The following is a 24036-nucleotide window of genomic DNA, read 5'->3' on the forward strand; positions in this document are numbered from 1 at the left end:
GACGACATCAATGGATGGCTCTATCACAGAATCCGTATGTGTATATGGAAACAATGGAAGAAGCCCAAGACAAAGGTGCGAAATCTGATTAAGATGGGTGTGCCCGAGGACTTGGCGCATATTGCTGGCAACAGTCGGCGTGGATATTGGTTTACCACACATACAGTCGCAGTCAACATGGCGATGACAAAAGATAGACTGATAAACAGTGGCTTCTATGATTTAGCCACAGCCTATCAGTCTGTGCACGTCAACTATTGAAAGCGCCGTATACCGAACGGTACGTACGGTGCTGTGAGAGGACGGCGGTTAGTCACCGCCTCCTACTCGATTACAAATAACAGATTCAGATGACAGGAATGTGTGAAAAAATCCGTAAAACTCTATTGACTTGAAGTTAACTCCAAGGTGTATCATCACATCATAAAATCAAACGAAGAGAGGGTATATAGATGTACGATATTTTAAATTCAATCAATGCACCTGCTGACGTTAAGAGACTTTCCGCGGCGGAACTCAAACAGCTGGCGTCTGAGATGAGGGAGGCTCTTTTTAACAGACTTACGAAGATAGGAGGCCATTTCGGGCCGAATTTCGGCATGGTAGAAGCGACGATTGCGCTTCATTATGTGTTTGATTCTCCGGCAGACAAGTTTGTATTCGATGTCTCGCATCAGAGTTATCCCCACAAGCTTCTTACAGGCAGAAAAAACGGATACATTGTAGATGAATGTTTCGGTGAGGACTCCGGATATACGAATCCGGAGGAGAGCGGCCACGATTTCTTTAATGTTGGTCATACTTCAACTTCGATCGCGCTTGCCCTTGGACTTGCCAAGGCGAGAGATCTGAAAAACGACACAGAGAATGTTATTGCAGTGATCAGTGATGGTTCGCTCTCGGGCGGTGAAGCGATGGAAGCATTGAACGCTGCAGGAGAACTGAAAACCAACTTCATCATTATTGTAAATGACAATGAAATTGCCATTGCTGAGAATCATGGAGGCCTCTACAGAAATCTTTCGGAGCTCCGGGATACGAAGGGAGCCGCTTCCGCCAACATCTTTAAGTCATTTGGACTTGACTATATCTATGAGGAAAATGGAAATGATATTCAGTCCATGATTGCACTGTTCAAAAAAGTTAAGGACATTGATCATCCGGTGGTTCTTCATATCCATACAAAGAAGGGGCTCGGATATGAGTTGGCAGAGAAGAACAAGGAAGCATGGCACTGGACAATGCCTTTTGACAGGGAAACGGGCAAACCGAAATTCAGTTTTGGAGATGGTGAAAGCTACACGGGCCTTACAATCAACTATATTATGAAAAAGGCAAAAGAGGACGAGAGATTTGTGGTGGTTACTCCTGCTATGCCGGGAGCCATCGGTCTCATGCCCGAGCAGCGTGCCGAGCTCGGCGATCAGTATATGGATGTTGGTATTGCGGAAGAGGCTGCTGTTGCGATTGCCTCCGGCATTGCGAAGAATGGTGCAAAGCCGCTTGTTGTTACCAACATGACATTTATTCAGAGAGCCTACGATCAGATTTCACAGGATGTATGCATCAACAACAACCCTGTAACGATAGTGCTGAATTTTGCTTCCTGCTATGGACTTACGGATGTGACTCATCTCGGTATCTTTGGACTGGCAGCCTTCAGCAATATCCCCAATCTTGTTGTTCTCGCGCCGACTTCTAAAGAAGAGTATCTGAACATGCTGTCATGGTCGGTTGATCAGACAGAGCATCCTGTTATGATACTCATTCCGGGCAATGAGGTTACAAGCAGACCTGCGGATACAGATTTTTCCGAGATAAATAAGTACAAGGTTGAAAAAGCAGGAGAAAAGATTGCCATCCTGGCCCTCGGTGATTTTTATCCGAAGGGTGAGGCATTGGCTTGTGCTTTACAGGAAAAACTCAATATCACACCTACGCTCATCAATCCAAGATTTGCATCAGGTGTTGATGAGGAGCTTCTTACAAAGCTTAAAGCGGATCACAATATCGTGATCACTCTTGAGGACGGAATACTGGAGGGCGGCTTTGGTCAGAAGATCGCATCTTTCTATGGAAAAGACTGTATGAAGGTTCTGAATTATGGTCTCAATAAAGAATTTTACGATCGTTATGATCCGGAGGAGCTTCTCAGATCTTTGGGCATGACAGCGGAACAGATTGTGGAGGATGTAAAAAAACTGATCTGATTTATCTTGGATAATAGGAGAGAGACGGTGCTGCGCCGGATGTCAGGAGGACATCCGGCGGCATCCGAGAGTATCAGGAAGCTGTCACCTAACGGTGACCAGCGGCGGCTCGCAAAGTCCGCGGGGCTCCCCTCAGGACTGAGGGGATGGGGGAACCGAAGTCCGCTTGCGGACTTTGTTCACCGATGGAAAAGCAGAATAGAGGTCTCCATGCAGCAAAAAAACTGCCACCAGAAACGGATGGCAGTTTTTTTATTTGTGCGGGCAACGAGCCAAAGTCTGTGATAGCACGAGGCTTTGGGGACTGCCGCTAAATGTTCGAAACTCGTGAAGTGTGTTTCGTTTGTCTGCTTGACCGGGAGCGGTTCAAAGTGACGGCTCCATGATATTATTCTTCGTCTTCTTTGCCTTTTTTCTTTTTCTTCTTGCCGATCGAAAGCTTCGGCAATTTGATTTTGAGTTTGCCTTTTTTCTTTTTCTTCTTTTCGGATCCGTCGCTTTCTCCGGATTCGTCATCCTTCTTTTTGCCCTTTTTCTTATCCTTCTTGTCTTTCTTTCCGCCGGCGCCTTTACCGCCTCCGTCATCACCTTCCGAGGTCGGTTTTTTGCGGATCCGGACTTTCTTCGAGACGATGAGAAGGCCTGCAACGACAGCCTCCAGAAGAATGATGGTCAGAGAACCCAACGCGTAGGAGAGAATCGAGAATCCGCCGCCGCTCTTTTCCGACCCGGCCGCGGTGGCGCTGCTTCCGTCACTGTTGGTGATCTGTACGGTATCGTCGTTGGTTCCGTCATCGATCGGCTCTCCGTTTTCGTCGGTTTCTGCCTCAGCGCTTTCATCCTCCGCGCCGCTCTCACTGTCGGCCTGATCGGAAGTCTTGGAATTTGCAGCCCTGGTGTGGTTTGCGGCTTCAGCGGCATCCATCTCTTCCTGGGATACGTTGTTGAAGGTGATCGGTGTGCCGGCACCATCGACTTTTACAAACTGATTGCCCCAGTTTCCGTTCTGGCGGAGACGCTCGGCCTCCTCGCGTGCGGAACTGATGCTGACTTTCGCCGTTCCTGCCGAGAGATTGACATATCCGCCCTTCAGGTCTGCGTAGGAGGTATATCCCCAGACAGTGCCGTTGGGCTCTGTAATTTCACCGGTAATATGGAGCAGTGTTCCAGACGGAACCGCAATGCTGATGCTGAGAGGGCTGAGAGCAGATGCATTCTGATGAATCTGCAGGCCGTTCGGTGCGGCGACCTGAATATAGTAGTCGACCGGCGGTTCCTCAATCACTTCTTCTTCGGTTGCGGCTTCACTGCCTTCAGCTTCACCGCCTTCAGCTTCGTCCCCTTCGGACTCTTCTGCATTTTCCGCGGATTCAGCTTCCTGTTCTGTCGCGGCTTCTGTCTCATCTGCGCGAATCGCTGCGGGAGAGGAGAGACAGATCGCGGCGGCACTGAGCAGGATCAATGATCTTCTTGATCGCTTTTTCATAGTTCCGTAGCTGGCTCCTTCCAAATGATAAAATTCCTCTTTTCCTTATTCCTTTCGGCGCAAAACGGACAATCATAACCGTGAGAGGACACGTGAGAAATAATATTCATATGTTTTTTACATCCCGTCAAAAACATAGTACAATAGCTGTATTCACTTATCATTGAGTGCAGCGCGGTCGATATATTGTCGATGGGGTGGCAGAAGACTAAATTTTTTGCTGATTACCGGCCTCAAAATTGTACTTTTATGGTAGAATAGTTCGTTGTCGCAATTCATGGGTGAATGTAAGATGGCGGCAGGAAGATAAATGGTGAGAGTGCAGGGGTGCTTATGTATTATTGCGAAACGATGCCGATCGATCAGGTGACCCCCGGAATGATAATCGGAAAATCTGTGGAGGATCGCCTTGGAAGGCATCTTGTCGAGCGAGGAATGACGCTCAACGCTTATATTATCCAGCATTTAAAAGAATATGGTTTTGAGGAACTGACGATTCAGGTTCACGAGGAACCGGATAAAAAAGCGGAGACCATAGCACCTTCGATTCGGAATACGATCAAGCTCCTGAGAGAGCCGGATCAGGCGAAGGTCACGTTTCAGGAGAACTTTCGCGCCAGAGTATCGAAGGGGATTCAATATATTTATGCCGGACCAACCGAACATGAACTCGCGCATGCCGCAACCGTCATGTCGGAGGATCTTCTGCGTGCAATTGAGAAAAACAATGCGATCGCGATTAATATTTCCGAACTTCAGACCAGCGATGAATATACCTTTAAACACAGCGTTGATGTCGCGACCATTTCGATGGTTATTGCCAGAAGAAGAGGGTGGAAACGGCATCAGATCATAGAAGTCGGAGAAGCGGGGCTTCTTCACGACATCGGAAAAACCAAGATACCAAACGAGCTTCTGAACAAAGCGGAACGGCTTACGGATGATGAATTTAACATTTTGAAGGGACACAGCCTTCTGGGCTATGAGCTGGTGAAGGACAACCGGGAGATTTCTCCTGCGATTGCGCTCGGCATCCTTCAGCATCACGAAAAGATTGACGGATCCGGGTATCCGTTCGGCGCCACGGGAAGTCAGATCCATCCGTATGCGAAGGTAATTGCGGTGGCGGATATCTACGATGCTCTGGTGACCGAGCGACCGTACAAAAAGGGATACTCTAACAATGATGCGATTGCCATTCTGATGTCCATGACGGATAAGCTGGAAATGGATATTCTGCAGGCTTTCCTGTCCGCGATTATTCTTTATCCGGTGGATTCGCAGGTGATGCTTTCCAACGGAGAGGTCGCTCAGGTGGTGCGCAACAATCCGAATCTTTCACTCAGACCGGTGGTGGTCGGGCTTGCATCGGGAAATGTCTACGATCTCAGCAGCCGCGAGTGTTCGAACCTGGTAATCATGACGTAAAACAATATAGCATTTCATTCGAGGGGATTGGACGGAGATGAGAGACGTTAAATCATTGCGGAGAATGACCATGCGGAAGAAGTGGGCAGTGCTGGCTGCAGCATTGCCCCTTTCTTTCGTTTTTTTGACGCAGCAGCAGATAACGGTGTTCCCGTTCGGAGTGATTCGGTCCGAGGCGGCGCTTTACGGATCCGGCGCATATGATTATGACAGTTCGGGGCAGTATTACAGCGCATACAATTACTATAATTATACGTCGCCGAGCCTGCAGCCGAGGTACTACAAGCCTTATGCATATGAGTATGCCAATGAAGAAGAATACACGACGGAGGCCCGGCAGAAACTGGTGGAATATGCCCTCCAGTTTGTCGGAAAGCCCTATGTGTGGGGTGGAACGTCGCTGGACAATGGCGTCGACTGCTCCGGGTTTGTCCAGCAGATTTTCGGGCACTTCGGCATTGCAACGGGGCGGACGTCAAGGGATCAGTACCGGAACTGCATTTATCTGTACGCATCGGAGGTCATGCCGGGAGATCTGATTTTTTACGCAAAAGATGATTACATCAATCATGTGGCGATCTATATCGGAAACGGACTGATTTGCCACGCGGCAAGCGCAAAAAGCGGCGTGAAAGTGAGCCGGTATGATTACCGTCATCCGTATGCATACGGAAGATTTGTGATGAATTAGAACCGGACGCCGGGCAAAACATGGGGAAGTATCGGAAATGGCTTCGGAAAAAGACAAAATGATGCTAATAAAATCATGTGTTATGCCGATATTATGTCTGAATCATTGATGAAAAAACAACTTGGCCATGTTTTTTCTGGCCGGAAAAGGAAGTAGAGAGTATGAATTTCAGAGATCTAAAACTCAGAGCAAAGTTTAATACAACTCTCGCGGCGATGGCAGTTATGCTTATCATTGCGGTGGGAATTGCATTTTTCTCATTTATCCGTATGGGATCCATGATGGTCGAGTTCTCCGATCGCGACTATGTTGCGATGGAGACGCAGCTGACGGTGCGCAGGGACATTCAGACCATCAATAAGAGACTTCTGCTCACCATTCTGGATTCCAAGGCGAATCCGGCTGCGGATCAGAAAGCTGATTTTGATAAGCGTTTCCCGGAGATGGAGGCAAATGTCAAAAAACTCGGCGAACTTCTGAAAAATGAAAGTGATGCAAATGCAGCGCTCACAAGTCTGACTGCGATGAAGACAGACGCCATGAAGATTATTGAGATGGTATCGTCCGGTAACACTGACGAGGCGGCACGTTTCTATCAGGATGGATTTAACAATAAAACATCCGAGAATTTTGCCAATACCCTGGATGCGCTGGGAAAGCAGGCTGACGCGTCTGCACAGGCGACTCTTCGAAGTGCTGCGACGCTCCGCGTAGGTTCCCTGATTCTGATGGCGATATGCTTCATCCTTGCCATGGGATTCAGCATTACCGTGTTTATTCTTTTAGAGAAGAGCATCACGGAAAATATCCTTGAGGCAAATGATGCCATGAAGCAGATGTCCGAGGGTCATTACGACATTGTCATCGATGACTCTAAGGCTTCCAAGGATGAGCTCGGTCAGATGAAGCGCAGTGTGAAGCGCATGATTGATTTCAACCGCGGTATTGTCGCGGAGACAAGCCGTATGCTTACCGAGATGAGTGAAGGAAACTTTGCTGCGCAGCTTGAGAACCCGGACATTTTCGTCGGAGATTCCGCACCGATCCGTCAGGGCTTTGAACAGATTTCAGACAACCTTCGCGAAGTATTTGCCAGCATGAATGAAGTTGCGGCACAGGTTGAGAGCGGATCCGAGCAGATTGCGAACGGCTCCGTTGCCCTCTCTCAGGGCGCAACCGAGCAGGCTTCCACACTGGAGGAACTCACTGCAACGGTTACCAACCTGAATGACAAAGTGAAAGAGAGCGCGGTTGCTGCCCGCAACGTAGAGGAATTCTCCGCAAGTGTTGCCGAGAACATCAATGAAGAGAATGAGCAGATGGATCGCGTACAGGATGCGATGCACGAGATTGAGATCAAGTCCAATCAGATCGAGAATATCATCAAGGCGATTGATGACATCGCATTCCAGACCAATATTCTTGCTCTGAATGCAGCAGTTGAGGCTGCAAGAGCCGGTGAGGCCGGCAAGGGATTCGCGGTTGTTGCGGATGAAGTCCGCAACCTCGCAGGAAAGTCTGCGGATGCCGCTTCTGAGACATCAACCCTGATTGCGGCTGCGATCGAAGCAATTCGCAACGGATCTTCCATGGTTACTGCTGCGGCAGAGTCTCTCACACAGGTCAAGGATAATTCGATCAAGAGCAAGGAACTTGTGGCGAAGATTGCGGAAGATATGCAGAAAGAAGCTTCCACCATTGCCGAGATCACAACCGGACTGGAGCAGATTTCCCAGGTTGTTCAGCAGAACAGTGCTACAGCGGAAGAGAGTTCCGCTTCCAGCCAGGAACTGAATGATCACGCAGGAGTTCTGAAGAACATGGTGGCAAAGATCTCCTATTAATTTGTAATGACAATTCCGGTGGAGAGAACTCCGACGGATACCTGCAATTTACCCCCAGAGCGGCAGCATTGCTGTCGTCCGGGGTATTTTGCGTGAAGAGAACGTACTGACTTTTCCGGTTTAGGGAACGGAAAGCCGATAATCAGGGATAAATAACACATTTTATCATAAAACTAATGAATGAAGCGTGTCTTTCTGTTATTATAAGATTGTATAAGATGGGGACAGGTTTTTTATTCAGGAGGTGACGGGGATGAATGTAGAATCGACACAGTTTATTACATCAATGAAGAGCATCAGCAAGATGCTCGAGCAGCCTGAAGCAAAAAAAGAAACCGAGGGAGCACAGCTCTTTGGGGACATCCTGCGGAGTACCGCGGAAAATGTCAAACAGACGCAGGCTGATGTCGAGAATAAGCAGTATCTGCTTGCGACAGGTCAGCTGGATGATGCACATTCGCTGCCGATTGCGGAGGCAAAGGCGGCGGTAAGCCTGGATCTCATGATCACATTGCGTAATAAGGTTATAGAGGGATACAACGAACTCGTTAAGATCAATCTGTAACGAACTCATGATTAGGGGTATTTCTGGGGAGAAGCAACTTGATGAATAAGTTTAAAGAGGCATGGGAAGCCATGTCGAAAAAGAAAAAGATCACCCTTGCGTCGATCGTCGCAGCGACAGTTCTGATCGCGGCCGGGCTGATCATTTATCTGAACGTTTTGAATAAAAATGCCGGCTACAGCAAGCTGTTTACCGGTCTCAGCAGAGACGAGGCACAGCAGGTGGCGGCCCTTCTGCAGGAAGAAGGAACGGAGTATACCTATGAGGCGGGAACCGGAACCATCGAGGTTCCGGCCGAAGTGGCCGAGCAGACCAGAGTCAAGCTGCTCAGCAAGGGATATCCGAAGAGCGGATTTTCCTATGATATGTACATTGGCCACGCCGGTCTCATGACCACCGAGTCGGATAAGAAACAGTATACACTGTATGATCTTCAGGATCGACTGGGATCGACGATCCGCCTGTTTGACGGTGTTCAGGATGCAAAGGTTACCATTGCTCAGGGAAGCAACAGTGATTTTGCGCTGGATAAAGGTGATTCGATCGATGCGTCCGCATCGGTTGTGGTCACCATGCTTCCGGACAAAAAGATGGATCAGAACAACGCCGATGCGATTCGCAACCTGATCTCAAGATCGGTAAAAGGAATTAACTTCACGAACGTTTCCGTGTTTGACGCGGCAACCATGACGGAGGTCGGATCTTCCTCCGATGCGGAAGGAAAGGGAGGCGTGAGCATTTCCCAGCTGGAAGCCGAAGTGGAGAACAATATTGCGGCCAACGTCCGCAGAGTACTGAGCAAGCTTTACGGTCCGGAGAATCTTGCCGTTTCGGTTAAGGGAAAACTGGACATGACCAAGCTGGTTCAGGAAACCACGCAGTATACGGTTCCGGAAAAGATCGACCAGAATGACAAGACCGGTCTTCTTCATCATGAGGAGACGGCTGGCGAGAACTCCGGAACGAGTGATCAGGGCGCCGGCGGTGTGGCCGGGACGGATTCGAATGCGGATACGCCGCGGTATGTCAACCAGAACGGTACGAATACCACAACCGATATGTACAGCAATTCCAGTGCGACAAGAGATTGGCTCTTTAATGTTCTGAAGGAACAGAAAGAGATCTCGCCTGGCGTGCTGACCGATACATCGGTGGCGGTGGTTATCAATACCAATGATACGACTGTTCCGGAAGCAAACCTGATCAATCTTGTCGCAGATGCGGCCGGCATTACCCGTGACGTGGCGGCAGAAAAGATCACCATCGTCCGCGCGGCGAATGCCCTGGATGAAGACCAGCAGCAGGAAGAGGCCGAAAATGTGGCTGAAAGGGAGGTTCCGACCATTGCTATCATCATCATGATTGCAGCCGGCGTACTTCTTCTCCTTCTGATTATTCTGATGATTATCTTCCGCAGACGCGCGAAGAAGAGGAAAGCTCTTGAAGCGGCGGCAGCAGCGGAAGCGGAAGCACAGGCAGCAGCAGAAGCCGCTGCGGCAGCGGAAGCGGAGAAGAACAATCTTGAACTCGAAGGAGAACAGGATACCAACCAGACGATGCAGCACGGCATGAAGCTGAAAGAAAGCATCGGCGCATTTGTTGACGACAACCCGCAGGTAGTAGCGAAACTTATTCAGAGCTGGATTAGAGAAGAGGATGATTTAGGTGGCAGAGGCAAACGCGGCAGAAGATAAAAACACGCAGGGAAACGGAGTACCGCAGTCTTCCGTTCCGGATGATACAACTTCGTTCAGAAAACTGTCTCCGAAGCAGAAAGCGGCTCTTGTCGTGGTGGCGATGGGAGCGGACAGAGCTTCGCAGCTGTATAAGTATCTGAGCGAACCCGAGATCGAGGACCTCACTTACGAGGTCGCCCGGATCGGAAAAACAACCAACAGTCAGGTGGAAAGTACGCTTGACGAGTTCTATAAACTCTGTCTTGCGCATAAAATGATGACGGACGGCGGCATGGATTATGCGAAAGTCGTCCTGGAAAAAGCATTCGGTGAGTCCACGGCGAAGAACCTTTTGGATAAGGTATCGAAGACGCTTGCTTCGAAACCGTTCAATTTCTTCTCCAAGGGAGATCCGAAAGCGCTTCTGAGCCTTCTGGCTCCGGAGCGTCCGCAGGTCATTGCACTGATCATGTCCTATATGGAGGTGGCACAGTCCGCGTCGGTTCTGGAAAATCTTCCGGAAGAGAAGAGGATTCCGACCGTTATTGCGATGGCAAACATGGACCGCGTTTCCCCGGAGGCGATTGCGATTGTTGAGGCAGAGATGAAGCGCAAGTTCTCAACCATCATCACCAGCGAGGACAACATGAGCCTTGGCGGTATTGATTATGTGGCAGATGTCATGAACCACATCGACCGCAGTTCCGAGAAGAAGATCTTCGACGAACTCGATGTTTCGAATCCGGATCTGTCCAGCGAAATCAAGGACAAGATGTTCGTATTCGAAGATATCCTTACTCTCGACGATCGTTCGGTACAGAGATTCATCCGCGACTGCGACGAGAAGGATGTGGTATTTGCTCTGAAGACTGCTTCCGAGGAGATGAAGGAAATCTTCTTCAACAACATGTCGAAGCGTATGGCCGAGTCTGTGCGTGACGATATGGAAACGAAGACCAATGTCCGCCTGAAGGATGTTGAGGAGGCACAGCAGAGAATCGTGAACCTTATTCGTAAACTGGAGGCCCAGGGTGAGGTAATCATCAATAAGGGAGGTGACGAGGATACAATCATCGTTTAAAAACAGGAGAATCATCAAGGCGGGAACCGCGATTGATATTCAGCGGTTCGTTCCGCCGGATGAGTACAAAGAAACACATGAGGAGATTCCGAGTCCGGCGATTTCCGGCGCGCTGAGCGTCAAAAAGTTTTCGTCGGATGATGCTTCCGGTTTCACCGGAGGCGAAGAAAAAATGATTCCCCGTCCGATGATGACCGGCACCCAGGGACAGAATAGCAGCGATCTTGAAGTGATCCGTGCAAAGATGATCCGTGAAGCCATGGAGAAATGCGATAAGCTTCTCCAGCAGGCAGACCGGGAGGCGAAAGATATCCGCAAGGAGGCATTCAACCGAGGATACAACGAAGGATACCGGCAGGGAATGCAGGACGGAGAGGAGTCGGCGGTTCAGCTTGCAGAGAGTCAGTTTGCACAGAAACTGCAGTCTCTTCAGGAGGATGTGGCGAATGCGGTTGAAGAGATTCAGAAGAACCGCAGGAAGGCCTTTCACCGGTATCTGGACGAACTCCGTGATATCGCGCTCACGGTAGCAGAGAAAGTTGTCCACATCAGTCTGGAATCGAGTGGAGAAGTTATCAAGAAAATGATTCTGTCGGAGGCGGAAGAACTCAAACACTCTGAATGGATCAAGATCTATATCGACCGTCACGACTACAATCGCCTTTTGGAGGTGGATCATGACGTGGCGGATGATCTTCAGCGTATTTCGGACAACATTAAATTTGTCGTGCTGAACAAGGAAGACACCGGATACTGTGTCATCGAGACACCGAATGAGATGATCGATATCGGTGTAAAGACGCAGCTGGAGAATATCCGGGATGAGCTTGCCGGCGTTCCGTACGATGATGACAGCGATAACGATGAAAACGACTTTTCCAGTTCACATTTTGAATAATGATGACAAAAATCCCCATGATTCCTTCAGGAATTGTGGGAATTAAAATTTAATTAAAAATACAGTGACTTTAATTGAAATAAAACATAATTAGTTGACAAACAAAAAAATACATAATTAACAGAAAATAAGCGTAATGAACAAAAAGATAATAAACAAATTTAAATAAACCCGTTAAGAAAATATCAACCAAAAATGAACAAATAGCAAGATATTAGTAATTAATGTTTAAGACAGGGACATCAAAATAACAATTATCGAAATGAAAAGGCGAAAAATGGATGTTTAGTAAAGAAATCATAAAATATGCACGAATAAACTTATGATGATGATGATTTGCGCCGAAAGATATATTGAGGATGAGGCGGACTTGTTTTAAAAGAAAAAATAATTAAAAAAAGGCATTTTAACACAGTGTCTTAATTCAAAACAATCATAAAGTAATCAAAGTTCAGCAAAATAACGGTTGATAGGTTATGATTATTATGATAGTATATGATTGAAAAAAGTAAAAGACGTCGTTGATGAGACATCACGATTCGGTCACGACGGAAGAGGATCAGTTTTGCTGATCGGAACCGGTGAAATAGTAGGGAATTTCGCCGGCGTTCCGTTTATGGCAGGTAACTTTTACTTTGCTGACCTGAGTGGAATCGGAAAGCCGGATGGCATAGGGCGGTTCCGCCTGGGTTCTGGGAGCAGGGACATGGCCGATGATAGAGGAGGGGATGTACATGTTTCAAAATCTCAGAGATGTCGTTGAGAAAACAGAGACAGTCGGACATATCGGTAAGATCGAGAATATCGTCGGAATGGCGATGGAAGCGTCCGGATGCAAAGCGAGTATCGGCGATATCTGTCTGGTCCACAATGAAGAGATGGACCATGACGTTCCTCTGGAAGTTGTCGGATTCAAAGGTGACCGCATTCAGCTGATGACGTATGAGGCCACTTCAGGTATTACGTCCGGCAGCTTCGTCAGGAACACCAGACATCGCCTTCGGATTCCCGTAGGCAATTTTCTTAAGGGCCGCATCATCAACGCATTGGGAGAACCCATGGATGAAGGCCCGGCCTTTCCTGAATACGCGGAGAAGTATACCGTTAACAGCGGATATACAAACCCGCTCGACCGTCCGCCGATCCGCTCCAGACTGAATTTTGGAATTAAAGCCATCGATGGTTTGAATACCGTCGGTAAAGGCCAGAGAATCGGTATCTTTGCCGGTTCGGGTGTCGGAAAGAGTACTCTGATGGGCATGATCGCCAAGAACATCACTGCCGACATCAACGTGATCGCTCTTGTGGGAGAGCGAGGCCGAGAGGTATTGGAATTCGCCGAGAGGGATCTCGGACCGGAAGGAATGAAGCGGTCGGTACTGATTATTGCGACATCGGATCAGCCTGCCATGCTCAGACTGAAATGCCCGCTGGTTGCCACAACGATAGCAGAGTATTTCCGGGATCAGGGTCTTGATGTGCTTCTGATGATGGATTCCCTGACCCGATATGCCATGGCTCAGCGAGAAATCGGTCTTGCAACCGGAGAACCGCCGATCGCAAGGGGATATACCCCGTCGATTTATGCGGAGTTCCCGAGACTTCTGGAGAGAGCGGGACAATTTAACAAAGGTTCGATTACGGGGGTTTATACCGTACTCGTCGAAGGTGATGATACAAACGAACCGATCGCCGATACCGTTCGAGGAATTTTGGACGGACATATCGTGCTATCGAGAGCGTTGGCAGCAGAAAATCATTATCCGGCGATCAATATCGGCGCCAGTGTATCGCGTCTTATGGTGGAAATCGTTGAAACGGAACACCGGAAACTCGCGTCAAGGATGCGAAACATCATTGGTCTCTATCAGAAAAATGCCGATCTGATTGCAATCGGAGCATATAAAAAAGGCACAAATGCCGCTTTGGATGAAGCGGTGGAAAAGTATCCTGCCATCAATGAATTCCTGATGCAGGGAACAAAGGAGTCATTCACATATGATGAAACTGTAAAACGTATGAAGGCGGTTTTAGGATGAAAAGAGGAAAAGTCTGAAAGAGATTTTCAGACTTTGATTGACGGTTCAAACAGACATGGAACGGTGTCTGCCTGAGCCTGGAGGAAAAAAGTATGAAACAATTTCATTATAGTCTTCAGTCAGTTCTGGAATATGAAAATGGCGTGCTGGATAAGCTGAAAGGAGAGTATGCAGAGCGTATGAAGCTTGTCAATGACAAGAAGAACTTCATTGCACAGCTGCAGAAAAAATCCTCCGATCTTCTGAATGAATTTGACGCGGTGAAACATGAGGGCGCTTCCATCGAACGGTTCCTTCTTTACAGCAGCATGATCGGCAGAATTGAAGAACAGATACGGAAGGAACAGGAGAGACTGGCCAGACTGGAAGATTTTGCGGCAAAAAAGAAAGAAGAAGTTGTTGCAGCTAACATTGACGTCTCCAAGTTCGAGAAACTCAAAGAGAAAAGAAGAGAAGAGTACCACATTCAGGTACAAAAAGACCAGGAAAATTTCATTGATGAATTTGTCAGTTACCAGTCAAAAACCCGTGACAATGCATCCTGATTGCGGAATGCGGAAAAAGGAAGGAAATGGAAAATGGCAATGGTGACCAGAGGGATTGAAAGGTCAGATACAACAGTAAGAACAGCGGCAAAAGCAGACGGCGGCCCGGGCCCGGCATCTGCTTCTGCTGCGTTCAGTGAGATCCTTCAGAGTGAGACGAAAACTGCCGAAAACGGCACGAAGACGTCCATGGATAACCGCAGTGCAAAAGCCGACAGAAAAGACAGCGGTACAGACCGTGATGCTTCGGGCATCGGGAAGAATTCTGCGAAGGCCGCGGCTGCGGATACGAAGGAGGATGAGAAGGAATTCCGCACAAAGGCAGAGACGGAACTCAGCATTTTGTCCTCGATGATGAATGCACAGGTGGTTCCGGAGAAACCGGCGGAATTGACCGGAACCGGTAAGCCAGAAGCGGAGCTTGCCATCGCTTCCGCAATTCCGGAGGAAGGCCCCGGGGACGGAAGTCTTTCGGAGATCGCAGAGACGGTTCTGGAGGAAGGAACTTTGTCAAAACTTTCGGAGGAGACGGAAAAACCGATGAAAACGACAGGAAATGCTGTCGCTTCCGGTAAAAAAGAACCGACCGGACCGGCCTCGGATCCGGAACTGCTTGCGAAGGCACAGAACGCGGGAGAAAAGGAAATTGTCAGCCTGCGACCGGCCGAAGGACCGGCAAGGGAAGGCGGAACGCCAAACGGACCGGCTTTGGAAGCAACCGGCGCCGGCGGAATGAAAAAACCGGAGCCCGGCGGTTTATCTGCAAAAGAGAAGGAAGCCATCCGAAACGGTTATTCGCCGGAGGATGCGGCTGCGGCAAATGCGTCGGCAGGTCTGAAGACACAGACAACCGCGCAACCCCAGGAAGCTCCGAAGACGGCTTCGGTGCGTCAGGTGCCGACTTATGAATTTGAAACAACCGAAGACAGCCTTGTGGATGATGTGAGCGGTTTCATGGAAAAACATATGCCGCCGAATGACGGACGTATGGTTCTGGAACTGAATCCGAGAAATCTCGGGAAGATCACCATCGAGGTTGAATATAAAGGGCAGGAAGCACACATCACCATGACGGCGAGCAGCACGAAAACGGCAGATCTTCTCAGCCGCGGTGCGGAGTCCATGGGAAGCATCCTGACCAGAAGAACAGGTAATGATACTCAGGTCTATGTGCCGCATACGGGCACATCAGATTCCGGCAGGGATGCAGCTGAGAAACGCGAGGGAAGCGGAGAAGGCAGACAGCAGCAGGAGGCGCGGCGCCAGGAGCAGGCGCAGAAAAATGACGCGAGGGAAGCGGACAGTTTCCTCTCGAGGATGCGCCTCGGATTGATGTAAGGAGGATCAATGGCAGATATTTCGGGTGTCAGCAGTACATCGAAGGATGCGTATTCGAAGAATACCTACACGGTTGAAAAGAATGACAAGAATACGCTGAACATTCAGAGCTACTTTAAACTGCTGGCAGCGCAGCTGGCGAATCAGGATATGTCCAGCCCGATGTCCAACAGTGAGCTGATGGCACAGATGTCACAGATGGCGATGGTGCAGTCGCTGACCGCCATGACCGATTCGGTCAACAGCCAGATTGCGTTCAGCAAGCAGACTTACGGGCTCAGCATGATTGGCAAGCAGGTAACGGTGACAATTCCGGCCGATGAACTGACCGGAACACAGGCGGTATCCAAGACCGGTATCGTTGAATCGATCAGTCTCACCGCGGATGAACCGACCATTAAATTAAAGGGAGATATCTCGGATTATAAGCTTTCCGATGTATCCATTATTTCTGACAGCTCATCAAATAATTAAACTTATTTTTTTGCCTATTGCATAACGTTTTTTATTTCGAAAAAAAACAGTTGATGTATAATAAGAAAAAGTGATATGTTTATGGGCGTCGCATTTTTTGACGATTAATATCTGAGGACCCAAAAGGCTCAGACACAGGCTTCCGGAGTATCGGACCGGACAGATAAAAAGGAGATTAATATGTTAAGAGCGATGGACAGTGCAGTTGCAGGATTACGTTCTCACCAGAACAAGCTGGATGTAGTCGGAAACAACATTTCAAACGTTAACACATTCGGCTTTAAGTCTCAGAACTACACTTTCAAGGATGCGATGTATCAGACAGCCAACGGATCCAGCGGCGGAAAAGCACCGACCGGTTCCGATGCGTCCGTAACCGGCGGCGTCGGCGGTACCAATGCAGCCCAGTTCGGTTACGGATCCATGCAGGGAACCATCACAACCGATATGACGAGCTCCACTCCGAGCTATGTCGGCGGATTTAACGCAGCGATCAACGGTTCCGGTTTCTTTATCACAAAGTCCACCGCGGACAAGATTGACCAGTCCGGTGCCACCACACAGGAGAACAGCGACAAGCTGAAAGCAGCGGCGATCTCCTACACCCGTGTGGGTCAGCTCTCTGTTGATGCAAACGGATATGTGGTTGATGCAAACGGAAACTATGTATTCGGTTTCCAGCCGGAGACACCGAACGCATCCGTTCCGAACTATGATGCGAACAAGAATAACCTCGTTGCACTCCGTGCTCCGCACGTAGAGGCAGAGGGCGGCGGTGATCCGACATACTCCTGGGATGAGCCGTCCCAGCTGAAATCCGTTTCCATCGATAATGACGGAACCATCAAGGGAGTTATGGATGCAAACGGACAGGCGGCAACCGTTATCATCGGTAAAGTCGCAATCGCTTCCTTCCAGAACCAGGACGGCCTTCTGAAGGCAGGAAACAATACCTTCACTGCAGCAGTCGGCGATAACACCGGTGTTGCGACAGCGACCATGCCGGGCGGATCCACTCCGACACTTCTTGCCGGATACCTTGAGGCTTCCAATGTCGATCTGGCAAAGGAATTTTCTGACATGATCACCACACAGAGAGGCTTCCAGGCCAACGCCAAGATGATTACCGTCAGCGATCAGATTCTCGAAGAGCTGGTAAACATGAAGCGATAAAAAAGATTTATAATATTTCTGTTGACGTCGATTTTTTTAGAAGGAACGTATAGTATGATTAGGCTGACAAGACTGAATGGCGAACCGATCATCCTGAATTATCTTCAGATTCTTTATTTTGAGGAGATTCCGGAGACAAAGGTAAAACTCGCCAACGGAGACTATTATCTGGTAAAAGACAGTGTAGAATCGATCAAACAGCAGGTGCTTGCGTTTCTGCACGATGTCATTTCATTTGACAGCAAAGAAAAAGTTACTCTTTGAATCTGACTGAATCTGGGGATGGAACATGGATTTAACGACACTAATTGGATGGATCCTCGCTGCGGTACTGATTGTCAACGGTATCGGTGTTGACAAGCTTGGAAACTTCTTCGATATGCCGAGCCTTCTGATCGTAGTCGGAGGTACGATTGCAGGTCTTGTTGCCTGCTATCCCTTCCGAATACTGAAGGATATTCCGAAGCATATCGGTATCTGCTTTCGAGGAAAGAAATACAATATTCCGAAGACGGTCGATCAGATTATTGACCTGGCGATGATTGCAAGACAGAATGGTCTTCTCGCTCTGGAAGAAAAAGCGGAGGAGATTAAGGAACCGTTTTTTAAGTCAGCGGTTCTTTTGATCGTTGACGCGAACGATCCGGATAAGGTCCGGGCCGTATTGGAACGTCAGGTTGAGGATATGATGAGCCGTCACGAGATTGCCAAGGGACTTTACGTCAAGGGTTCCGCTCTTGCACCGGCCTTCGGTATGATCGGTACTCTGGTAGGTCTGATCAACATGCTGAAGGGCATGGACCTGTCCGGAAGCGGCGGCGCCAGCACTCTTGGTCAGGATATGGGTGTCGCGCTGATCACAACATTCTACGGTTCCGCCTTTTCCAATATCATTTTCCACCCGATCGCTCAGAAGCTTGGCGTTCGTGAAGATGAAGAAATCCTTTATGACACGACGGTCATTGAAGGCGTTCTGGCGATTCAGGCAGGAGAAAATCCGAAGTCTATTCGCGAACATCTTCTTGCTTCGCTGCCGCAGTCGGTTCAGAAGAAGCTGATGAAGAATGCCGGCGACGGAGGAGGAGAAGGCTGATGAAGAAAAAAGGAGGAGGCGAAGACGGCGGCGGTAACTGGATGGACACGTATGGTGACCTGGTTACCCTGCTTCTGACATTCTTCGTTTTGCTTTATTCGATGTCCAGTGTGGACAGCAAAAAATGGGATATCTTCGTACGAAGCATTTACCCGGACGGAAAAACACCGAGTGAAAAAGCCGCATCACAGACTCCGCTGATTGTTGACAGTGAGGCGGAGAAGGCGGATGAGACAACCGAGACACAGGCGGATCCTGCCGGTGACCCGGTAGCTCCGGAGAATGAGATTCCGGACAGCGAAGATCTCTATATTCAGATCGCCGCTGCGCTTCAGCAGGCCGGAGTTTCCGATGTTACGGTAACCGGCGGCGAAGATTATACCTTTGTTGTATTTAAAGATAAGGCTTTCTTCGGCGGAGACAGCTCCGTGCTGACCGACCAGGGAAAGCATATTTTGGATATTTTCTGCGACACTATCAAAGATTCAAATGACGCGATCTCGCAGATGAACATTATGGGGCACACGGCAAAAGCGAATCCGAATCAGGATAACAGCGTCCGCGGTGACCGGATGCTTTCGGGTATGAGAGCGTCGGAAGTTTGTATCTATATTCAGGAGAAGGGAATTGTCGATCCGGACAAGCTGGTCAGCATTGGCTTTGGTCAGTACCGTCCGCTCGAACCCAACGACACACCGGAAGGTAGGGCTTCCAACCGTCGCGTAGAAATCCTGATTATTGATAAAGATGCGAAGGAACGCAGCATCGAAGATTACTACAAAGAGATTCAGGACAACATCAACGGCGATACTACCGTTATCCTGCGGGAGGATGGATCGTATGCAAATCAGGCGGCTCAGGGCGCTGATGCAGGTGTGGTTGATGGCGCCGCTCCCGCGGTGGAACCTGTACCCGGTAACTGATCGATGCAGAACAGCTTTCAAGTGGGGTGTTTAGCAAATGGCAGATGTACTGTCGCAGAGCCAGATTGACGAACTGCTGAAATCGATGGCCGGCGCAGCGCCGGAGGAAAAAAGCGCTCCTGAAGAGGCAAAACCAGCCGAGAAAAAGGAAGAGCTGAATAAATACGATTTCTACAGTCCTCGTAAATTCACAAAAGAGAAGATTAAGCTTCTGCGGAGTATCTTTGAGAACTATGCGCGAATCCTGACCTCTCAGGTAAACGGATTGTTCCGCGTGATGACCGATATTACGGTTATTGAGCTCAGAGAGACCCGATATTATGAATATGTCAACAGCTTCCATGAGAATGACTGTATGACAATTGTAGACACATATGTCCCGGAGATGGGAAAAAACAACATTCCAATGATGTTCTATATAACTCCGGGACTGATCATCATTCTGATCAATCACATGTTGGGCGGCGGAGATCAGATCATTCAGGTTGATGACGATTACCGCTATACCGATGTTGAGATGGCGCTCTATAAGAGAGCGCTGGAATACATCATCCACGCGATGAATGACGGATTTTCGAATTACATCAATGTCGATTTCCGGATGCAGCGTGTGGAAGAGAACCCGTCCATGCAGCAGGAAGTCGGACTCGACGAGACGGTCGTTATGATTGTTCTGAACGTCGATGTTTCCGGTCTCGCAGCAGAAAAGATCCGGATCTGTATTCCGGGTACGCTGCTCGAGCATATCTTCCGCGTGATTGATAACCGCAAACATCTTGCACGAGGTTTTGCGTACGAGAACAACACCGATACCATTATGGAACACCTGAAGGGAAGCACCTTCCCGATGACGGCGCAACTTGGTGTTGTGAAACTCGACATATCCGATCTCTATCACCTTCAGGTTGGTGATGTGATCGATATGAATAAACCGAAAGACAGTACGGTTCGTCTGTTTGTCGGAAGACAGCCATGGTTCCACGGAACGATGGGTGTCTATAAAAAGAACATTTCCGTCTCCATCACGGACCTGATCACCGATCAGAAGCTTGATGATGAGGAAACCGAGGAGGAAGAGGGAACCATCGCTGAAGTGATCAAGGCTGTCGAAGAGTCACCGGAGATCGCGGAAAGCACAGCAGACACAGAAGGATGATTTCTGACGTAACCCGTCAGAGAAAATAACTATCAAACAATTGAGGAGATTATTATGGCTAAGATTATGCTTGTTGACGACGCTGCATTCATGCGCATGATGGTGAAGAACTCTCTCACCAAAGGTGGTTTCGCGGACTGTGAATATGTAGAGGCACAGGACGGAGCGGAAGCTGTACGTAAGTATGACGAGGAGAATCCGGATCTGGTAATCATGGACATCACCATGCCGAACATGGACGGACTTCAGGCACTGAAGAAGATCCGTGAGGCTCATCCGGACGCAAAGGTTGTTATGTGTACCGCGATGGGACAGGAGTCCATGGTTGTCGATGCAATCAAATCCGGTGCAAAAGATTTCGTTGTAAAGCCGTTCAATGCGGAGAGAATTACTCAGACCGTAAAAACAATTCTGGGAATGTAATCATTAATTAGGACTCAAAAAGGAGAATGGGGATGTCTTTTTTAGGTTCGTTTGATATTAGTGCATCGGGTATGAGTGCCCAGCGTCTTCGTATGGATATCGCTGCGGAGAATATCGCCAATGTCGATACCACTCGTACCGAGGCCGGCGGTGCATACCGCCGCAAAGATGTAGTATTCCAGAGTTATGGAGACAACAGTTTCAAAGATGCCCTGAAAAATGCTGCAAAAGGCAATGGATATGTAGCCAAGCGTACGCCGGGGGTTCGTGTTTCGAATATCATCGAAGACGACCGCGAGCTGAAGCGAGTATACAATCCGTCCCATCCGGATGCAGATGCAGACGGATATGTGGAAATGCCAAACGTCGATGTCCTGAAAGAGACGGTGGACAGTATGTCCGCCACCAGATCTTATGAGGCTAATGTCACTGCTCTCAATGCTATGAAAGCGATGGCTCAGAAGGCGCTGGAAATCGGGAAATAATCACGTATAAGGGGAGTAACAGATGGCATCAGCGAATTTTAATCCAATGGAAATCGACGCGATCGGCGAGATCATGAATATCAGCCTGGGCGCGTCGGCGACCGCCTTGTCCACCATGCTTGGGGCAAAGGTTAATATTACGACACCGATTGTCAAGATTCAGAACGCCCAGCAGTTTGAGTTCAGAGAACTTGAACCGGCTGTCGGCGTTGAGATCTCGTATACCGTAGGTCTGGACGGAAACAACGTCATGATGTTCAGCCGGAATGATGTCCGCATTATTGTAGGGATGATGATGGGCATGGAGATTCCGGAAGATGAGTTCGAGATGGATGAGATGAACGAGTCTGCCATCCGCGAAGTCATGAACCAGATGATGGGTTCCTCCGCGACAGCGATGTCCGAGTTCCTTGGAAAAACGGTTGATATCTCTACACCGAGATCCTTCGAAGTTCCGAATGAGAAGGAATTCAAGGAGAGATATTTTCCGGGAGAAGAGGAACAGGTCGTTGTACGCTTTGACCTTGAAATTGAAGAAAAACTGCAGAGCCAGTTCATCAACCTGATGTCCACATCGCTCGTGAAGAAGCTGTTAAAGCCGTTCGCCGAGCAGTATGGACTGGATCTCGGAGAAACCGCGGAATCCGAAGAGGCTGCTCCGGAAAGCGCGGCCCCGGCTCCGGAGCCCGCGGCACCGGCGGCAGAAGCACCGGCAGCGGAAGCAGCACCGGCACCGAGTCCGGCACCGGCAGCGGAGCCTGCTCCGGCAGGAGTTTCCGAAGGCTCCGGAAAGCTTGATCAGGCAGCGGCAGATGAACTTTTAAAGAGTCTTCTCGCCGGTACAGCTGCCGATCCGGGTGTGGCAGCGGAACCTGCTCCGGCACCGAGTCCGGCACCGGCAGCGGAAGCAGCACCGGCACCAAGCCCGGCTCCGGTTCCGACGGTAGCGGAAACAGCACCGCCGCCAAGTCCGGCACCGGCTCCGATCCCGCAGGCTCCGGCGGCGGCAGTAATGCCGCAGCAACCGGTTTATGCGGCAGGACCGGATCCGATGACACTGCAGATTCTGAATCAGATGCAGCAGTCTCAGACGCAGATGATCGAGCTGATGAAACAGATGCAGGAAGACCGCCGCAGAGATGCGGAAAGACCGGCGCCGCAGCGTGACAGTATGCTCGTCACTCCGATGAATCCGCAGCAGTACAATGATATTCCGGCGAATTCCGGAGAGATAGAGGCAAACCGCCAGATGCTGATGAAAGTTCCGCTGGAGATTTCGGTTGAAATCGGCAGAACACGCAAGCTGGTAAGCGATATCCTCGAGTATACGCAGGGTTCGCTGGTTGTCCTTGACAAGATGGCCGGTGAGCAGGCGGATCTCTATGTAAACGGCGAGTGCATCGCCCACGGAGACATCGTAGTTGTGGAAGATAACTTCGGTATCCGTATCACGGAGATCCTCCGGAAAGATATCAATGCAGAGATTCTCGGATGAATGATTTAATATCGATCGTTTCCGGAATTCTGGTGTTGATCCTGATTCTGCTGATGGCATATTTTGCCAGCAGATTCCTCGGGAAAAACTACATGAGGAGTATCGGAAACGGCCATATGAGAATTATTGATCAGTTTGCGATCGGTCAGGACCGGTCGCTGCTGATCATTAAGATTAAAGAAAAATACTATCTGATCGGTTCGGCACCGGGCGGCATCCAGATGCTGACGGAGCTTGAGGGCGAGTTTGAAGAGCAGGACAGAGTAGGGACTTCCGGCTCGGAGAGCTTTGCGCAGTATATCAAACGATATCGCGATCAGCTCGAAAAGGGAAAGGACCACAGTAAATAATGGGGAGTTTACTGACAGAGTTAAACGGCGGTAATGTACCGTCCCTTGAACTTGTCTATACGATTACACTGGTAGCGTTACTGCCATCGATCGTCATTATGATGACGTCTTATACCAGAACGATCATCATCCTTTCATTTACAAGAAACGCGATGGGAGTGCAGCAGACACCTCCGAATATGGTGCTTGCAGGAATTGCACTCTTTTTGACGTTGTTTATAATGTCCCCCACTATCAAGGAAATCAACGAAACTGCCTACCAGCCCTACAAGGCCAGGGAGATCACGCAGGATGAGGCTATCAGCCGAATGGCTGTTCCGATGAAAGAATTCATGCTCAGGAACACGGAGCGCGCAACACTGGAGCGTTTCGTTGATATGGCCGGAATCGATCATCAGGAGAACGTTACGGATTATCCTCTGACGGTGGTAACACCTGCCTTTATGACTTCCGAACTGAAACGGGGGTTTATGGCAGGTTTCTTGCTTTATCTCCCATTTCTTCTGATTGACATCGTCGTGTCCACAACGCTGATGGCGATGGGTATGGTAATGCTGCCGCCGACGATGGTATCGATGCCGTTCAAACTTCTGCTGTTTATTACGATGAACGGATGGGAACTTCTGTTTACCAACATCGTCCAAAGTTTCCGATAGGAGGACA

Annotated in this window: 23 protein-coding genes and 1 pseudogene; 23 read left to right on the forward strand and 1 reads right to left on the reverse strand. The window is 49.2% G+C overall.

Annotated elements, in window-relative coordinates; genetic code table 11:
* Together BMW41_RS14725 and BMW41_RS02380 are read left to right on the forward strand one after the other, a co-directional pair.
* A pseudogene (locus tag BMW41_RS14725) lies at positions 1-261 on the forward strand (group II intron reverse transcriptase/maturase); the annotation flags it as partial.
* Positions 262-452: 191 nt separating this feature from the next.
* Positions 453-2210 carry a 1-deoxy-D-xylulose-5-phosphate synthase gene (locus BMW41_RS02380; RefSeq protein ID WP_074648538.1) on the forward strand — a complete coding sequence of 586 codons (1758 nt, stop codon included), beginning with the start codon at positions 453-455 and terminating at the stop codon, positions 2208-2210.
* 388 nt (positions 2211-2598) lie between these two features.
* Here the strand turns inward: BMW41_RS02380 and BMW41_RS02385 are convergent, their stop codons facing one another.
* Positions 2599-3672 (reverse strand): hypothetical protein, encoded by a 1074-nt coding sequence (locus BMW41_RS02385; protein WP_207646862.1) that lies wholly within the window; start codon positions 3670-3672, stop codon positions 2599-2601.
* 357 nt (positions 3673-4029) lie between these two features.
* On the opposite strand from BMW41_RS02385, the gene BMW41_RS02390 reads away from it, so the two are divergent.
* The 21 genes from BMW41_RS02390 (at position 4030) to fliP (ending at position 24029) form a co-directional block, all read left to right on the forward strand.
* Positions 4030-5124: an HD-GYP domain-containing protein gene (locus tag BMW41_RS02390; RefSeq protein WP_083378746.1), complete on the forward strand. Its 1095-nt coding sequence runs from the start codon at positions 4030-4032 to the stop codon at positions 5122-5124.
* Positions 5125-5194: 70 nt separating this feature from the next.
* A complete protein-coding gene (locus BMW41_RS02395; RefSeq protein WP_074648542.1) occupies positions 5195-5815 on the forward strand; it encodes a C40 family peptidase in 621 nt (206 codons plus the stop codon).
* A gap of 161 nt (positions 5816-5976) precedes the next feature.
* Positions 5977-7659, forward strand: coding sequence for a methyl-accepting chemotaxis protein (locus tag BMW41_RS02400; RefSeq protein ID WP_074648544.1), 1683 nt, complete (start codon positions 5977-5979; stop codon positions 7657-7659).
* Between the two features lie 235 nt (positions 7660-7894).
* Complete coding sequence (locus BMW41_RS02405) at positions 7895-8224, forward strand: flagellar hook-basal body complex protein FliE (protein ID WP_278280322.1); 330 nt, start codon at positions 7895-7897, stop codon at positions 8222-8224.
* Positions 8225-8265: 41 nt separating this feature from the next.
* Positions 8266-9918: a flagellar basal-body MS-ring/collar protein FliF gene (gene fliF / locus BMW41_RS02410; protein WP_074648547.1), complete on the forward strand. Its 1653-nt coding sequence runs from the start codon at positions 8266-8268 to the stop codon at positions 9916-9918.
* A gap of 64 nt (positions 9919-9982) precedes the next feature.
* Complete coding sequence (gene fliG / locus BMW41_RS02415) at positions 9983-10981, forward strand: flagellar motor switch protein FliG (RefSeq protein WP_242870279.1); 999 nt, start codon at positions 9983-9985, stop codon at positions 10979-10981.
* Positions 10956-11879 carry a FliH/SctL family protein gene (locus BMW41_RS02420; RefSeq protein ID WP_074648551.1) on the forward strand — a complete coding sequence of 308 codons (924 nt, stop codon included), beginning with the start codon at positions 10956-10958 and terminating at the stop codon, positions 11877-11879. Before fliG ends, BMW41_RS02420 begins: the two co-directional genes overlap by 26 nt.
* 734 nt (positions 11880-12613) lie before the next feature.
* A complete protein-coding gene (locus BMW41_RS02425) occupies positions 12614-13918 on the forward strand; it encodes a FliI/YscN family ATPase (protein ID WP_074648693.1) in 1305 nt (434 codons plus the stop codon).
* A gap of 92 nt (positions 13919-14010) precedes the next feature.
* The gene (locus BMW41_RS02430) at positions 14011-14463 is read left to right on the forward strand and encodes a flagellar export protein FliJ (RefSeq protein WP_074648554.1); all 453 of its coding nucleotides are present in this window, start codon (positions 14011-14013) and stop codon (positions 14461-14463) included.
* Positions 14464-14496: 33 nt separating this feature from the next.
* Complete coding sequence (locus BMW41_RS02435; RefSeq protein ID WP_074648556.1) at positions 14497-15801, forward strand: flagellar hook-length control protein FliK; 1305 nt, start codon at positions 14497-14499, stop codon at positions 15799-15801.
* A gap of 9 nt (positions 15802-15810) precedes the next feature.
* On the forward strand, positions 15811-16275 hold the full coding sequence (locus BMW41_RS02440; protein ID WP_074648558.1) for a flagellar hook assembly protein FlgD: 465 nt from the start codon (positions 15811-15813) through the stop codon (positions 16273-16275).
* A 180-nt stretch (positions 16276-16455) separates the two neighbouring features.
* Positions 16456-17448, forward strand: a complete 993-nt coding sequence (locus tag BMW41_RS02445; RefSeq protein WP_074648560.1) for a flagellar hook-basal body complex protein — start codon at positions 16456-16458, stop codon at positions 17446-17448.
* Positions 17449-17502: 54 nt separating this feature from the next.
* Entirely contained in the window at positions 17503-17712 is a 210-nt protein-coding gene (locus BMW41_RS02450) for a flagellar FlbD family protein (RefSeq protein ID WP_031471649.1), read from the forward strand.
* Positions 17713-17737: 25 nt separating this feature from the next.
* The gene (locus BMW41_RS02455) at positions 17738-18541 is read left to right on the forward strand and encodes a motility protein A (RefSeq protein ID WP_074648562.1); all 804 of its coding nucleotides are present in this window, start codon (positions 17738-17740) and stop codon (positions 18539-18541) included.
* Positions 18541-19464, forward strand: a complete 924-nt coding sequence (locus BMW41_RS02460) for an OmpA/MotB family protein (RefSeq protein WP_074648564.1) — start codon at positions 18541-18543, stop codon at positions 19462-19464. Before BMW41_RS02455 ends, BMW41_RS02460 begins: the two co-directional genes overlap by 1 nt.
* A gap of 37 nt (positions 19465-19501) precedes the next feature.
* A complete protein-coding gene (locus BMW41_RS02465) occupies positions 19502-20620 on the forward strand; it encodes a flagellar motor switch protein FliM (protein ID WP_074648566.1) in 1119 nt (372 codons plus the stop codon).
* 54 nt (positions 20621-20674) lie between these two features.
* Positions 20675-21043 carry a response regulator gene (locus tag BMW41_RS02470; RefSeq protein ID WP_074648568.1) on the forward strand — a complete coding sequence of 123 codons (369 nt, stop codon included), beginning with the start codon at positions 20675-20677 and terminating at the stop codon, positions 21041-21043.
* Positions 21044-21075: 32 nt separating this feature from the next.
* Positions 21076-21528, forward strand: a complete 453-nt coding sequence (gene flgC / locus BMW41_RS02475) for a flagellar basal body rod protein FlgC (protein ID WP_074648570.1) — start codon at positions 21076-21078, stop codon at positions 21526-21528.
* A gap of 22 nt (positions 21529-21550) precedes the next feature.
* Positions 21551-23023, forward strand: coding sequence for a flagellar motor switch protein FliN (gene fliN / locus BMW41_RS02480; protein WP_074648572.1), 1473 nt, complete (start codon positions 21551-21553; stop codon positions 23021-23023).
* Positions 23020-23373 (forward strand): flagellar biosynthetic protein FliO, encoded by a 354-nt coding sequence (gene fliO, locus BMW41_RS02485; RefSeq protein ID WP_074648574.1) that lies wholly within the window; start codon positions 23020-23022, stop codon positions 23371-23373. The genes fliN and fliO overlap by 4 nt, the downstream gene beginning before the upstream one ends.
* Positions 23373-24029: a flagellar type III secretion system pore protein FliP gene (gene fliP, locus BMW41_RS02490; protein ID WP_074648575.1), complete on the forward strand. Its 657-nt coding sequence runs from the start codon at positions 23373-23375 to the stop codon at positions 24027-24029. The genes fliO and fliP overlap by 1 nt, the downstream gene beginning before the upstream one ends.
* Positions 24030-24036 lie beyond the last annotated feature (7 nt).

It is taken from the genome of [Clostridium] aminophilum (assembly GCF_900101295.1).
In the GTDB taxonomy this organism is placed as follows: Bacteria; Bacillota; Clostridia; order Lachnospirales; family Lachnospiraceae; genus Clostridium_R; species Clostridium_R aminophilum_A.